We start from the raw sequence: 14645 nt of genomic DNA on the forward strand, positions 1-14645 counted from the left end.
GACGGTAATTGTTTGACGCTCACGCCGCGTCCTCCTCGAAGGTGAGGCCGAAGACGGTGTCGGCGAGCCATCGTTTGAATCCTTCGTTGTCGCTGTATTGCTTGAATAATTCAGTATCGTCTTTGAGCAGCCCGACCATTACTCGCAGCAGAGCGGCGTCGTGTTCGATGCGGGCCTTGCTCTTGTCGCCCTGCTTTTTGGCGTTCTGATAGGCCGCGTCGGCTTTGACTTTGGCCGGGATCTCCTCGGTGATCAGCTTGCGGACGCGGTCCTCGTCGGACCAGGAGATGTTGCCGAACTGATCGTTGAACGTCTTGAGGATGTTCGACAGCGTGTCGAGTTCGGGCGGTTGTTTGTGGCCGCCACCGCTGGTGGGGACCGGGTCAATCTCAGCGTCTTCATCAGCCAGATGGATTTGCATCGCCGCGTGCTTCTCAACGCGGTAGCTGTCCATGTCGATGGATTCCAGAATCCCCTTCGACAGGTCTTCCTCTTTGGGAGCCGGGAGCTTGGGAATCAGGAAGTTGAGGAAGATTGACAGTTTTTCCCAGCCGGGCACCTTGTAGCTCGATGGCAGTATCGAGCCGAGGAATCCGTAGGTCCGGCAGAACGCTTTTGCTTTGCCTTTGAAATCGACCTGGCTGTCCTCGTCGAGTTCCTCGTTGTAGGTCGCGACGCAGGCATCCAGGATCGGATCGAGTTTATCCCGGTCGGCTCCGTCGAGGTAGAGCTTCACCAACTCGTCGATGTGTTCCGGGCCGTAAACCTGATAGCCATCAAGATCGCCCTTCAGGTCGTGCAGCTTGTTCGGATCGGTTTCCCTGCTGAGGATCGTTGTGCGGTAGTAGCGGGCGAACGCTTCCTGAATCGTGTCCGTGTCGTTCAGGAAGTCGAGGACAAACACATCGTGCTTCTGTGGATGTGCGCGGTTGAGCCGTGAGAGTGTCTGAACGGCTTTGATGCTCGACAGCGGCTTGTCTACGTACATCGTGTGCAGCAACGGCTCGTCGTAGCCGGTCTGGAACTTGTCGGCACAAATCAGGAACCGATACGGGTCTTCCTGAATCCGGTCGGCGATCTGACTGCTGGGGAATCCGTTGAGTGAGGCTTCGGTGACCTTTTGCCCGCCGTATTCGTGTTCGCCGGAGAAGGCGACGATGGCCTGATACGGACTCTTGCGTTCCTTGAGGTAATCGGACATCGCGTGGAAATACTGAATCGCCCGCTGGATACCGCTGGTGACGACCATCGCGCGGGCCTGCCCGCCGATTTTCTTCAGGCCGATTACTTGCTCGTGAAAGTGATCGACCATGATCTCGGCTTTGAGCCGGATGGCGTGGTCGTGGCTTTCGACGTACTTGCGGAGCTTCTTCTTGGCCTTCTTCGTGTCGAACTCGGGGTCAGCTTCGATCGCTTTGACCAGCTTGTAGTAACTCGCAACGGGCGTATAGTTCGCCAGTACATCCAGAATGAAGCCTTCCTGAGTAGCCTGCTTCATCGTGTAGCTGTGGAAGGGCCGGTGCTTGGTTTCTTCGCCCTCGGAGTACGGCTCGCCGAAGATTTCCAGCGTCTTGTTCTTGGGGGTTGCGGTGAAGGCGAAGTAGCTGGCGTTTGGCAGCAGCTTGCGGGCCTCCATAATGCGGTTGATTTTGTCCTCGGTGGTCTCGTCTTCCTGTTCCTCACCAGCCTCCGAGAGTGCCATGCTCAGCGCGGCGGATGTCTTGCCGCCCTGGCTCGAATGGGCTTCGTCGATGATGATCGCAAACTTCCTGCCGCGATGGTCGCTGCCGATCTCCTCCAGGATGAACGGGAACTTCTGGACGGTCGAAATAATGATCTTCTTGCCGCCCGCGATGAACTTCCGCAGATCGCCGGAATGCTCCGCGTGACCGACTGTGGCTCCGACCTGGGCAAACTGCTTGATCGTATCCCGAATCTGCTGGTCCAGAATGCGGCGGTCGGTAATGACAATGATCGAATCAAAGACTTCCTCATCAGCTTGCTTCAGGCCGATCAGTTGATGGGACAGCCAGGCAATCGAGTTCGACTTCCCGCTCCCTGCCGAATGCTGAATCAAGTAACGCTGTCCGGCTCCGCGCTGACCGGCGTCAGCCAGCAGCTTGCGGACGACGTCGAGCTGGTGATACCGGGGCCAAATCTGCGTTCGCTTCTTCCTGCCCGTCTTCTCGTCCTTTGATTCCACGACCTGGGCGAAGTTCTCCAGAATGTCGGTCAAACCAGCGGGCGTCAGAATCTGTTTCCACAGATAGTCGGTTTTGATGCCTGCCGGGTTGGGCGGATTGCCTGCACCGTCGTTGTAGCCTCGATTGAATGGCAGGAACCAGGACGCTTTCCCTTTCAGGTGTGTGCAGAAACGGACCTCGTGATCGTCGACAGCGAAGTGAGCCACGCAGCGGCCGAACTCGAACAGCAGCTCGCGCGGGTCGCGGTCTTTCTTGTATTGCCAGACGGCATCTTCCACCGTCTGTTTGGTGAGGCTGTTCTTCAGCTCGAACGTGGCAATCGGCAAACCGTTGATGAACAGGCCCAAGTCGAGAGCCAGTTGCGTTTCGTCCTGGCTGTACCGCAACTGCCGGGTCACGCTGAAACGGTTGGCGGCGAATCGTTCTTCGGCTTTGGTGTTGCCGGGCGTCGGCGTGCCGTAGAACAAGTCAACGTGATGGGGGCCGTGCTTCAGGCCATGCCGCAGGACGTCGATTGTGCCTCGTTTGGTGATCTCGCCCTGCAACCTAGCCAGAAACTTCCGTCGCGTGGGATTGTCCGAATCGAGCGCGAACGCCTCAACCAGCGCTTCCTGAGTCGCCTTGATGAACGCACAAAGCTGAACCAGGTCGACGGCATAGGCCCGGTCGTAATCGCTGGGCTGACCAGCCAACCAGCCGGAGCCCAGCATGTGTTTGACGATTAGGGATTCGAGTCCGTGCTCGGAGGTATCGGATGACGGCATGTTAGTTGATTCGCTTCAGAAAATTTTCAGCTGATTTTGACATCTTGTGCTGGCGCAATTCATGCCATGTAGTGCCCAAAACATCCGCCAGCTTGTCTGAATCCACGTAGTAGAACTTGGGATCGGCAGATAGAACTTTCTCTTCGAGGAGTTGGGCTAACACCTTCTGTCCGATTTCACCTCTCAATACACGCTCGTGCTCTATTTTTGCTCGATACTTTGCAAGACCGCCTTTGCTGTGTGAAACAAATTCCTGCATGATCCTTCGCAGTCGGCGAAACTTCTCTGCAAGTACCGGGTCGGTTGTACCCCTTTCAGTCTTTTTCACATACTTTGCAAGCGGATACGTCAATGTGTGCTCACTGCATCCTATTTCGATAATTGCTCCCTTTTGCGTCACCTCTGCAACGTGCCCTGTTGCTCGTTCGACATCCAAGAACAGTCCTTGCTCCGTTGCTCCAGAGGTTGTTGCTCCCCGCACAATCAGCGTTGTCGAATCAAATTTGGCACTCCGAGCGACAATCTGTGAGAATCCAACTGAGTCGACCGTCTGCGCCCCCTTCAGTTCGACATCGCACGGCAGTGACACGACGACATTTTCCAGATGAGGTCCTATCGACAGAACATCATCAACACTGACAACACCTTCAAATTCAAAAGACTTTTCAAGGCTTCCGTTTTGAATAGCTACGGTAACTTCAAGCTGTGCGGACGAGTGTTCTGAGATTTCAGGCTCATCCCAAGAAATCCCACTCACTTCGGCTCGAATATCATGACCTTTGCCGACGAAGTCTGAGCAGGACTGGATCAGCATGTTGTAGACGCCCACACCGATTTTCTTGCTCGCTGCAAAATGCTGCATGATGTAAATCAAATGGTAAGTGGGTGGATATTTCTCCGTGTACTCTTTCGCAAGTTGCTGGTACTCAGGTACATCGCTGACAACGCAACGACTTACAGCCACTGCTGCAAAAACGGCATTGCGTATCCGGTTTTCCAGTAAGAAAGGGTGCTCTGGGCACCACGTTGAGAGGTGTTTATTGTATTCCTCGTTCAGAGCTGAATCGGAAATGAGTTGGAGAGGAAATTCTTGCTGAAGCGCGCGCGCAATGATCCTCGCACACTGCTCATCGTTGTTGTAGAGAGTTTCTCGCAATCCATTGCCGTAACCGGTGTCTGCTTTGCTCAGCAATTCGTTGATGAAATTTGGGAGAGCCTTTTCATCGCGTTCTCGCTTCAACAGAAAATCAGCAATACGAACCAGTAACGAAACTTCAAGATTACTTCCTGCGGAGTCATTCAGCGTTTGACTGATCCGGTGATAGTTTTTTTCTTCTCGAAGCAGTGTCGCGATCGCATCCAAAACTGGAGGGTATCCAATGAACGACAAGAACCCGTCCTCACCATCGGTAGGGTCGAACGCAGCACTCAGCCGTCCAAGCACCTCGTCTCGTGCCGCCTGATAAGCAGCAATTTGGCCCTGATTCTTTTCCGTAACGTACGAGTCAATGTAGTTCTTTGCTTGGTCGAGATTGAATGGGTCAATCTGTATTAGACCAACATCTGCCCCCTTTTCTTCTAAGTACAGCCACGTGTTGATGAGTACTTGGCTACGTCCAAAAACAACAATCGATGTTGATTCTGCTCCTTGTGATCTTACCGCTAGGTCATCAAGGAACGCTTCAAAGGCTTGTTCCGTTGTTTTGGAACGGCCTTCGTCAATGCCATCAATAATGATTCCGTAGGTACCCTGACTCAGTCCCTCCAGCACTGCACCAACTCGATCGATTGGAAACGCAGTAGTGATGATCCCTGTAAGCGTGTTATCACCAACGGGCTTGTGCTTTGCCAAATCGAGAATTGGCAAGTTGGTATCGTGAGACAAGGATTGCGCCGTAGTCGTTTTTCCAGACGCACCTACTGCTGACACGAGCAGAATCGCCGGTTTCTCACGTGGGAACTCCTCTTTCGTGAAGGTGGGCTCGATATAAGGGTTGACCGCATCCTCTTTCAAGAAGAAAGAGTCCGTTTGACTTCTCAGAGGGATCTCTTGCTTCTGAGAACCGATAATTGATTTCAAACCGTAGTATTGCATTCAGAACTCCAGTCTTGTGGCTGATGTAGTTTGACCTCGAATCAACGCGGTCATTTATTCACCTTCTCAGATTCAATGTCATCAATGTCTGCTGAATCATTCGGATCAAACCGCTGGTTGTATGTGCGAATCAGTGGAATGAGGGGCACACCATCAATGTCGATCGTGTAATCGTCTTCCCAAACCTGTGAAGGGACGACGCCTTCGCCGTACTTCACGACGGTTGTTTTCCAGCAATGTTCGCCTTCGCCAGCTTTTTGAAAACGTGGCTCAGGCATTTCGGTCGCGTCGAGAAAGCCGAGGTAGACGAGCACGACGGGAATCCCAAGCGATGCCAGTTTCCACGACCATGCAAACCGGTTCGACAACTGATAGCACTTGTCGCGCGAGATCGCCCAAGGCAACCCAGTCGCAAACTGGAGTTCTGCCGACGCGTCGGCGATTGCTCGACCGATCTTCTGATGATTCTTCCAACCATTGAGGGTTGTCGGAGGACGTTTGCCGGTTGGCTTCTCAGCCAGTTCCCCGCCATGAGCCTTTGCCTCAACCAGCAACAGGCCTGGTACGCCACCGACGTGGCATTGGCTGGCAATATCCCAGTTGGGGACATTGGCACCACTGGTAAACTCCAACCACCAAGACTGCAATTCTCGGCGCGTCATATCATCAAGGAGCTTGGTGGACCTGCTGAGCTTCGCCTCGTTCGCAGTCGATTTGTCCCAACTCCCATCTTTTTTTGGCAATGGCTTACCTGTCGGCATCCATTGATGCTGTGCTGTTACGACAACTTGAGGATGACCCACAAGCCGGGTCAGGCGATCAGCCACAACCTGACGGTCATCGGCATCCATCATCAGGACGGCACGAGGACGGCTTCCGCTCGTCTTATCGAGTTGTTTCCACCACGTCATGCCTCGACCTCCTCGGGTTCGGTGTCGAGTTCGACTTCGTCCGTGGTGTCGCCATCGTCAAGCAGTTCCTCGGCATCGGGTTCGACGGCTTCCAGTTCGTCCGGGAGTGCGGCCGCCGCTTCGCGAACATCGAGCTTGCCAGTGACGACATCAGCAATGAGGCGAGTACGGAACTCTCTCGCTAACGACAACTGCTCATTTGCCTGGTCGCACACATTCTGAAGCTCGGCAATTTGAGCGACGACTGTCTTTGCAATCAGCGTCTGTTCCTCGGGTGGCGGTTCGGGAATGTAGAAGCGGTCGAGGTCAGCGAACCTCAGTGAAGGCTGCATAATCAGTGAAATTGTCGCCTTTTCATATGCGAACATCCGTTGGAAAGCCATTTCGTTGAACGACACGTTGATGGAACTTTTACGCGGAATAATGATCGCACAGTTCTGAGAAAGGCTGAACTTCCCAGATAGTACCCTGGTTGACATGGCACGAGCGCCGACTGTTGTGACAAGGATTACGGGCTCTTCAAAGTCGAACTCGTGCCACGAGACTGAACCCATCAGCCCTTCGTTCTCGGTTTGACCGCTGTAAACCGGATAAGGTCCTTCGTTTCTTCCGACGTACTCACTTGTCAATTCAGCAGCCTTGCTACCTTTGGCATATCGGAAGTTGAACCGTAGCTTCTTCACCGCCCAGTGCTCCGGTACATCGCCGAGCCATTCGACGCCGGAGGGTTTGAGTTTGACGTGGGGATCGAGGCCGCGAGTGACGGCGCAGTGAATGATGGCCTGCTTCTGCTCATTCAGCAGCGCGATGAGCTGCCGCTTAGCCCGGATGTAACGCCGGATACGCCGATCCGCATGATTCAGAAACCGCACAATCGCCGCCTGCTCCTCCGGTGGTGGATAGGGCGAGGGCATCTGCTTGAAGTCTTCCCAATAAAGTCGATTGCGGTCTGACACAATTCCGCGAGAGAACTTATTGACCTCGTCCATGTACGCGCCGGTGCGGAACAGATACTGGTAGTACCGCGATTCAGTTTTCGGGAGCGGCTTCGCCACCACATAAGCGGGGCTGACCAATCCATCGACCGGCGAAGTTCCCACCGCACCCTGCCACATCCGCATCATGTTGTAAGCAATGTCTCCCTGCCGCGCCCGTTTATACTTCTCGCGGTCAGCCATCACCTGCTTACGGTTCGAGTTCTCAAAGTCCCGGACTCTAACGCCGGTCTTCAGCGACACTTCAAGAATGGGCAGGTCCGGAAACCCCGTCTGATTCCGTTGCACAAACAGCCGACCATTCCGGCGAACATCCCAATGCGCTGGAATCTCGCCCAGCCAGGGCAAGCCAGAGTCTTTGTGGTCTGTATATGGCGTCAGGCCATCAATCATGATCCAAGCACCTTCTCGAACCAGAGGATTGCGGCTTCACCTTCTTTGCGGGTGACTTCATCAACCGTGCGGCTGTGTCGGATGCCATTCCGTAACTCCGCCAACTGGTTGAATTTCCCGGAAAGCGTGTCCTTGTTATTGAACTGCGATTCAAACAGCGTCCAAGTCGACTTGCCGGTGATGGTGTCCTGCAACTCACGCAGGTCGAAGTATTCCAGCTTGCCAGCAAGAGCGTCGTATTGCTCAGCGTCCATCGCAGCGTTTTTCTTGCTGGCTCTTTGAATCCGCTCATTCACTTTCTGCGTGACATGCTGTGGGAGCTTGCTCGCGTCGCCATCGAGTGCAGACAGGATTGACTCGCGAAGGTTGAGTTCGACTTGTTCGACTTTCTCATCCAGTTCCCGCAACTGCGGCGACAGGTCGATACGCTCTTTGATGAGAAGATTCTCGATTGCTTCTTGCAGCGTCTTCTGACGTTCGGCAATGAACTCCTCGAAGTCCTCAGGCGTGAACGGATCACGCAGCAGAATGGCCTGAGCCGCTGGTGAAATGAAATGCGATTCGAGGATTGCCCGAACGGTGGATTCACCATTCGACTCAATGAGTTCTGGGAGATACTCGTTGGGAAGCCGATCCCGGATCACATGACGATTGGTTTCGCTGGTCAATGGTGTTCTGTTGAGAATCGAATTGAACGAGTTTGCCTTCCCCCATGACGCAGGCACGATGTGATGATCATCCAGGTTTCCATGCTGAGGAATGTTGCCGGTCATCCAGTCCCGAGCGCCCTGAATGACCAGCAAATTGAAGATGCCGTTGTAGACGGAGCTACCCCGCTTGGTTTCTCCTCGCAGTTTCAGATTCTTGAAGCGGTCTTTGAACTCCTGAATAAGCGCCGGTTCCGCAACGTCGTCAGCAATCCATTCCTGGATGTCAAGAAAGTCCCTGGCGCTGGTTGATTCCACCGAACCGGAATAACGGTTGGTAAACACCGACGCCCAATACCAATGCCGTACTTTCTTTTGAGCCACCAACTGAGTGTGTGCGGGGAGAGTTTTGACATGCGTTTGAATCGCAGCGAACGCAGGCAGAATCGACACGTAGGGAAGATATTGCGACGAGATGGCGCCAAATTCCTGTGGATGCTTCAAGTGATCCATGGCGTTCTCCAACGCCGCAACAGCACCATTCCATCGTTTCCTGAAATCAGTCGTATCCTTGACCAATATCTCTTTTCGCTTCGTCCCATCTGGATCGCGAAATGTTCGGGTTTCACCGGGCAGCAGGTAGTAGAGGTATTTTGGTGAGCAGTATGCTTGCCTCAGGAGCGACATGACTTGCAGCACGTACACTTTCATCTTGCGTGATTTGACAAAGCTCAGCCGGGGCTTGGCTTCTCGCCAGAGCTTTTTGAGTTGCAGGTCCTTGGGCTTCAGCAAAGCGTTGATCAGATCAAAGACGTCGAGTTGCACGCCCTTACTGTTGATCTGAGTGAAAATGTCGCAGACTTTTTCGATCTCAAGATCCTGATCCAGTTCGATGTAGGAGACCTGATATTGCTCCGTGATCCCTTTGAGATGCTCTCCAAACTGTTTCGCGTCTTTCACACTTTGAACTGCTTCTTGCTCGGCCTGCTCGTCGCCATCTTCTTTTGCCTGCTTGGCCACAGCGTCCCAGTGCTTTTCGTATTCCTGAACCCAGCTAAAGAGTTCCCAGCCACCGGCTCCAATAATGGACAGTGGGAAAATATGTTGAGAATACTGCATCTTCTTATCGGTCAGGATTTTATTGACGTAGCGCTTCGCCCAGGCTGAATCGAACGCCTGGTCGTACTCCTCCTGCATAAACTTGTCGACACGAATGAAGTAGACGTAGCGGTTTCTGCGTTTTGGCAACGGCACGTCTGGTGCCACGAAGGCGTAATACATGGCCGTCAGTCGCTGCTGACCATCGAGGACGATGTGTTCTGCCGCCTCTCCGCCGTTGTAGCCATAGACCGGTTCACATGAGAGAGCGTCGAAGTTCTGAGCTTTCCCTTTCCATAGCAGCAAACTTCCGATGTAGTAGTCGAGGAAAATGGAACGCATCAAATCGCGAATATCGCGGGGGTTCCATTCAAACTCTCTCTGAAAGTCGGGAATGACGAACCGTCCCTCTTTGAGCCGTTGAATGACGTTATTGAGACTTACGTGATCCGGTTTCTGTGCGTCTTTCACGTTTATTTCCCTTCCCCGACGATTTCGACCAGCAGCCCTTCGGTCTCCTTCTCCAAGGCTAGGATGTCGTTGCGGATCTCCTCCAATGACCGCAGCGGCTGTGGTTTGTAGAAGTAGCGGTTGAAGCTGATTTCGTAGCCGACCTTGATGGAAGTCTCGTCGAACCAGGCGTCCTCGGCGTGCGGCAGGACCTCGCGACGGATGAAGGCTTCGATGCCCCCGTCTTCGAGCAGCGGCACCTGCTCGGTATCGCGGAGGTCGCTGTCCGGTTCGTATTCCAGCACCAGCGACTTGTCGCCCACGGGATTCGGGAATCGTCCGCGAATCGAATCGGCCTCAGCCTTGCCCTTCTTGTGGACTTTCTTCACGACCGGTTCGGCATTCTCGTCCCGGCGGGCGAGTTCGTTCTGGATCAACTTCTTCCGCTTGGCTGTTAGCTTGAGGCTGTGTTCTTTGGCATCGGCCTCAACGGCATCCATGAAGATGTTGAAGTTCAGGTGTGGACCGGCCCCGAGCGACTTGGCGACGCGGTCGATCAGATCGGCGACGTCGGGTTCCTTCGCATCCTTGCAGGCGGCGTGGAACCGTTTGCAGTTTTCAGCCGTGAGTTCGACGCTCAACCGTAATGGTCGCTCGACGGTCACTTTCCAATAACCGAACGCTTCGTTCGGGAAGACTTTGGATTCTTCGGTTTCCTCGAAGTATAGAAACGTGTCGCAAATCCGCTGAATGTCGTCTTCGGACAGTTCGCAGTTCTTCATCCCCATGTTTTTCCGCAGGGGTTTGAACCACTTCGTCGCGTCGATGAGCTGGACCTTGCCTTTGCGATGTTCGGGCTTGCGGTTGGTGACGACCCAGATGTAGGTGGCGATGCCGGTGTTGTAGAACATGTTCAGCGGCAGCGCGACAATCGCTTCCAGCCAATCGTTTTCGATAATCCAGCGACGGATATTGCTCTCGCCCTGACCAGCGTCTCCCGTGAACAGTGAGGAGCCGTTGTGAACCTCGGCGATTCGGCTGCCCAGCGGTGTGTCGTGCTTCATTTTCGCGCACATGTTGGCCAGAAACAGCATCTGGCCATCGCTGCTGCGGGTCACGAGTGAGAACTCGGAGTCGCCGTTATGCTCGATGACGAATCGCGGGTCTTTGATCCCCGCTTTGCCGCCCATCCGTTCCTGGTCGCTTTTCCAGCTTTTGCCGTACGGAGGATTGGAGAGCATGAAGTCGAACTCGCGGGCACGGAACGCATCGTTCGACAATGTGGAATGCTCGGGACCGCCAATGATGTTGTCAGCGGCTTCGCCTTCCCCTTTGAGCAGCAGGTCCGCCTTGCAGATGGCGTAGGTCTCGGCGTTGATTTCCTGACCGTAGAGGTGAGTGGCGACCTGTTTGTCGTGCGATTCGGCCAGTTCAGTGAGCGTGTCTTCCGCGACAGTCAACATGCCGCCCGTTCCGCAGGCGCCGTCATAGAGCAGGTACGAGCCGGATTCGATCTGGTCCGCGATCGGCAGGAAGATCAGTTTCGCCATCAGCTTGACGGCATCGCGCGGCGTCCAGTGCTCGCCTGCTTCCTCGTTGTTCTCCTCGTTGAACTTGCGGACAAGCTCTTCAAACATCGTCCCCATCGCGTGGTTATCAAGGCCGGGGTGTTTTTCCGAACCGTCGCCGTTGATGATGGGGTTGGGACCAAGATTGATTTCGGGGGAAACGAGCTTCTCAATCAGTGTGCCGAGAGAGTCGGCCTTAGAGAGCCGGGGAATCTGATTGCGGAACTCGAAGTTCTCCAGAATGTCCTGCACGTTGGATGAGAAACCGTCGAGATAATCCTCGAAGTCGGCTTTGAGCTGTTGTTGGTTGGCCCGTGCCCGCAGGTCGCGGAGTGTGAACTTTGAGGTATTGTAAAACGCCTGCCCGCTGGCCTGACGCAACGCGGCGTCCTGATTGGTGACGCCCGCTTTGTCGAGATTGGCCTTCATGTCGAGCACGGCCTGCTTGGTCGGCTCCAGAACGGCATCGAGTCGACGCAGGACCGTCATCGGGAGAATGACGTCGCGGTATTTCCCACGGACGTAAAGGTCCCGCAGAACATCGTCGGCAATGCCCCAGATGTACCCGGTGATCCAGTTGAGTTGGGATGAATCCATGTTTTGGCTTTTCTCTCGTCCTACTTCGACTTCACGTTCTTTCTGGCCTTGGAAGGTTTCACCGGCGCTGCTGCCCGCCGGAGGAAATCGTCCAGGTCCGAACGCTTGAACAACCGATAGCCGTTGGCCGGGTTGACCCGCACAGGGATCTTTCCAGTCGCGGCGTATTTTCTCAGAGTCGTTTGCGACACACCGAGGATCTCCGCAGCCTCGGCGGTCTTCACGTAATCACTCAGTTTTTCCATCGGGCTGTACCTTCGATGCGTTGCAGAAACGGCCCCGTTCGGTCAGGACACAGTCTATCAAAGTCTACACCCCATCGGTAGCGGACAGAGCATTAGTCTATGAGCCACGTTGGACACGATCTGTCCAACCTGAACCGGCTGATTGCTGAATTGGGGCCAAAAACGCGGCAAGTACCTTGATGCCTCTGGCATAGCTCTGGGAACTCGCTTCTCAGGCACTCACAGCCCCGTGTGAACCGACTTTGACCGGTTCGTGCGGGGCTTTTCTCGTTTCGGGGTCGGTGGTCGGTCCTGTGTCCGTTTTCTGTAACTCGGAGGAACAAGCCTTGTCGCACATTGTTTCGATTCAAACGGAAGTTCGTGATCCCGTCGCCATTCGGTCGGCGTGTGATCGACTCAAGCTGCCGGAGCCAGTCTTCGGCAAAGTGAAGCTGTTCAGCAGTTCGGAAACGGGCTGGGCTGTGCAGTTGCCGGAGTGGCGGTATCCGGTTGTGGCCGACGTCAACACCGGCAAGCTCGCCTACGACAATTACAACGGTCGCTGGGGTGAGCAAAAGCAGCTCGATCGGTTCCTTCAGGGATACGCGGTCGAGAAGGCCAAGATCGAAGCCCGCAAGAAGGGACACTCGGTCATCGAGCAGCCACTGGAAGACGGCTCGATCAAGTTGACCGTCAGCGTTGGAGGTGTTGCATGAGCAGTTTCGGAAAAACCATCGAAATCACCGTCCTGCCCGACGGTCAAACCAAAGTGGAGACCAAGGGCTTCGTTGGCTCTGAATGCCGACAGGCCAGCCAGTTCATCGAGAAGGCACTCGGGCAGCAAACGGACGAAGTCCTCAGGGCCGAGTTTCATCAATCGGCTTCGCGTCAGCAATCGGTGCAGGAAGGAGGCTGACCGTGACCAACGTCCGCCGCCGTGTCCTGCGTCCTCAAAGTTCGGATGCGGAATCCCGTCGTCGCCAACGAAGGCTTCAGAAGAAACAGGATCAACTCACCAAAGAGCGTGAATCCCTCAAACGCTGGCTGTCGCGTCTCAAGCGAGCCTTCCACGCGATGGAGAAGCTGCAAACCAAGATCGCTCGACTCGAACGACAGGTTGAGCAACTTGAAGCCGAGCAATCCGTGACCGTTCCCGAATAGCGGTCCCCATTCATTTTATTCACAACTCAACAGGAGTCCCTGTATGTCGTTGACTGAACGGCTCGGAGAGTACGTGCGCGCGTGCTTCTCGGGCATCTGGATTGAAACCCACGAGCATCAGGATGCTCTCGTGGCAATCGCGCAGTTGTGTCGTCAGGAAGACTGGCGGCTCGCCACCTGGGACATTGAACAAGGATTGAAAGTCCCCGGCGCGGAGATCGAAGCCACCGGGAACGACCCGTTGGCAGCCATTCGCGCCGTCAACTCGCTGGTCACGCCGGACGGAACGGCGATCCTCGTGCTTCAGAACTTCCACCGCTTCTTGCAATCGGCGGAGATCGTTCAGGCGATCGCTCAGCAGATTATCGCTGGTAAGCAGAACCGGACGATTCTCGTGGTGCTCGCGCCCGTCGTGCAGTTGCCGATCGAACTCGAAAAGCTGTTTGTCGTCATCGAGCATGAGTTGCCCGACCGTGAACAACTTGGCGAGATCGCTCGTGGGATCGCGACCGAAGACTCCGAACTGCCAGACGGCCCAGAGCTGGAAACGGTTCTGGATGCCGCTGCCGGTTTGACTCGGATGGAAGCTGAAAACGCTTTCAGCCTGTCACTGGTTCGGCACGCTCGCGTAACGCCCGACGCAATCTGGGAACTGAAAACTCAGACGCTGAAGAAATCGGGTTCACTCGAACTGCATCGCGGCCAGGAAGACTTCAGCAGCCTCGGTGGATTATCGGCATTGAAGTCGTTCTGCAAGCGGGCACTGCTGCAACCGAGTCGGGGCGATGAACGACGCCGACCGCGAGGTGTGCTGCTGCTGTCACCACCTGGTTGCGGCAAATCGCAGTTCTGCAAAGCCCTCGGGAAGGAAGTTGGCAGGCCCGTGCTGATTCTGGATGTCGGCAGTCTGATGGGATCGCTCGTTGGGCAGTCGGAGGAACGAACGCGGCAGGCGCTGCACATTGTCGATGCGATGGCTCCTTGCGTGCTGATGATCGACGAAGTTGAGAAAGCGTTCGCCGGTGTAAACGGTAACGGTGACTCGGGCGTGTCGTCACGCATGTTCGGGACGTTCCTGGGCTGGCTCAATGATCATTCGTCAGATGTCTTTGTCGTCTCCACTGCCAACGATGTTTCTCGGCTCCCACCCGAGTTCGGACGTAGCGAACGGTTCGATGGCATCTTCTTCCTCGACCTTCCCGGTCGCGAGGAGAAGGACGCCATCTGGAACATCTATCTGACGTTGTTCGAGATCGACCGCGATCAGCGGATGCCCAATGACAACGACTGGACCGGGGCGGAAATCAAAGCCTGTTGCCGCCTGTCGGCACTGCTTGATGTTCCACTCGTTCAAGCCGCCCAGAACGTGGTGCCCGTCGCGATGACGGCCAACGAAAGCGTGGACCGGCTGAGGACATGGGCCAGTGGTCGCTGCCTGTCGGCGAATCAGCCCGGCATCTACCAGTCCGGCGGAACAACGAAGCAACGCCGTCGCGTGAGCCGCGATCCATCCAACAACTGACTTGGCTCGCTGGGTC

11 protein-coding genes are annotated in these 14645 nt (G+C 55.1%); 4 read left to right on the forward strand and 7 right to left on the reverse strand.

Going from position 1 to position 14645, the window contains the following annotated elements:
• Nucleotides 1-19: 19 nt before the first annotated feature.
• From AB1L42_RS15290 to AB1L42_RS15320, 7 genes are read right to left on the reverse strand one after another with little or no spacing between them, the layout of a single operon-like run.
• Nucleotides 20-2968 (reverse strand): type I restriction endonuclease subunit R, encoded by a 2949-nt coding sequence (locus AB1L42_RS15290; RefSeq protein WP_367057401.1) that lies wholly within the window; start codon nucleotides 2966-2968, stop codon nucleotides 20-22.
• A 1-nt stretch (nucleotide 2969) separates the two neighbouring features.
• Nucleotides 2970-5063, reverse strand: a complete 2094-nt coding sequence (locus AB1L42_RS15295) for a hypothetical protein (protein WP_367057404.1) — start codon at nucleotides 5061-5063, stop codon at nucleotides 2970-2972.
• A 50-nt stretch (nucleotides 5064-5113) separates the two neighbouring features.
• Entirely contained in the window at nucleotides 5114-5974 is an 861-nt protein-coding gene (locus AB1L42_RS15300) for a hypothetical protein (protein WP_367057407.1), read from the reverse strand.
• A complete protein-coding gene (locus tag AB1L42_RS15305) occupies nucleotides 5971-7362 on the reverse strand; it encodes a restriction endonuclease subunit S (RefSeq protein WP_367057410.1) in 1392 nt (463 codons plus the stop codon). Before AB1L42_RS15305 ends, AB1L42_RS15300 begins: the two co-directional genes overlap by 4 nt.
• Nucleotides 7359-9578, reverse strand: coding sequence for a DUF262 domain-containing protein (locus AB1L42_RS15310; RefSeq protein ID WP_367057413.1), 2220 nt, complete (start codon nucleotides 9576-9578; stop codon nucleotides 7359-7361). The genes AB1L42_RS15305 and AB1L42_RS15310 overlap by 4 nt, the downstream gene beginning before the upstream one ends.
• 2 nt (nucleotides 9579-9580) lie before the next feature.
• Nucleotides 9581-11722 carry a class I SAM-dependent DNA methyltransferase gene (locus tag AB1L42_RS15315; RefSeq protein WP_367057415.1) on the reverse strand — a complete coding sequence of 714 codons (2142 nt, stop codon included), beginning with the start codon at nucleotides 11720-11722 and terminating at the stop codon, nucleotides 9581-9583.
• 20 nt (nucleotides 11723-11742) lie between these two features.
• Nucleotides 11743-11967: a helix-turn-helix domain-containing protein gene (locus tag AB1L42_RS15320; RefSeq protein WP_367057417.1), complete on the reverse strand. Its 225-nt coding sequence runs from the start codon at nucleotides 11965-11967 to the stop codon at nucleotides 11743-11745.
• A 326-nt stretch (nucleotides 11968-12293) separates the two neighbouring features.
• On the opposite strand from AB1L42_RS15320, the gene AB1L42_RS15325 reads away from it, so the two are divergent.
• From AB1L42_RS15325 to AB1L42_RS15340, 4 genes are read left to right on the forward strand one after another with little or no spacing between them, the layout of a single operon-like run.
• Complete coding sequence (locus AB1L42_RS15325; protein ID WP_367057420.1) at nucleotides 12294-12662, forward strand: DUF1257 domain-containing protein; 369 nt, start codon at nucleotides 12294-12296, stop codon at nucleotides 12660-12662.
• A complete protein-coding gene (locus AB1L42_RS15330) occupies nucleotides 12659-12862 on the forward strand; it encodes a DUF2997 domain-containing protein (protein ID WP_367057423.1) in 204 nt (67 codons plus the stop codon). The genes AB1L42_RS15325 and AB1L42_RS15330 overlap by 4 nt, the downstream gene beginning before the upstream one ends.
• 2 nt (nucleotides 12863-12864) lie before the next feature.
• Nucleotides 12865-13107, forward strand: coding sequence for a hypothetical protein (locus tag AB1L42_RS15335; protein ID WP_367057426.1), 243 nt, complete (start codon nucleotides 12865-12867; stop codon nucleotides 13105-13107).
• Between the two features lie 43 nt (nucleotides 13108-13150).
• On the forward strand, nucleotides 13151-14629 hold the full coding sequence (locus tag AB1L42_RS15340; protein ID WP_367057429.1) for an AAA family ATPase: 1479 nt from the start codon (nucleotides 13151-13153) through the stop codon (nucleotides 14627-14629).
• Nucleotides 14630-14645: the final 16 nt, after the last annotated feature.

It is taken from the genome of Thalassoglobus sp. JC818 (assembly GCF_040717535.1).
Taxonomy (GTDB): domain Bacteria; phylum Planctomycetota; class Planctomycetia; order Planctomycetales; family Planctomycetaceae; genus Thalassoglobus.

Coding starts and splice junctions, on each gene's coding strand:
- AB1L42_RS15290 (WP_367057401.1), bottom strand. CDS start 2,968: ATGCCGTCATCCGATACCTCCGAGCACGGACTCGAATCCCTAATCGTC.
- AB1L42_RS15295 (WP_367057404.1), bottom strand. CDS start 5,063: ATGCAATACTACGGTTTGAAATCAATTATCGGTTCTCAGAAGCAAGAG.
- AB1L42_RS15300 (WP_367057407.1), bottom strand. CDS start 5,974: ATGACGTGGTGGAAACAACTCGATAAGACGAGCGGAAGCCGTCCTCGT.
- AB1L42_RS15305 (WP_367057410.1), bottom strand. CDS start 7,362: ATGATTGATGGCCTGACGCCATATACAGACCACAAAGACTCTGGCTTG.
- AB1L42_RS15315 (WP_367057415.1), bottom strand. CDS start 11,722: ATGGATTCATCCCAACTCAACTGGATCACCGGGTACATCTGGGGCATT.
- AB1L42_RS15320 (WP_367057417.1), bottom strand. CDS start 11,967: ATGGAAAAACTGAGTGATTACGTGAAGACCGCCGAGGCTGCGGAGATC.
- AB1L42_RS15330 (WP_367057423.1), top strand. CDS start 12,659: ATGAGCAGTTTCGGAAAAACCATCGAAATCACCGTCCTGCCCGACGGT.
- AB1L42_RS15340 (WP_367057429.1), top strand. CDS start 13,151: ATGTCGTTGACTGAACGGCTCGGAGAGTACGTGCGCGCGTGCTTCTCG.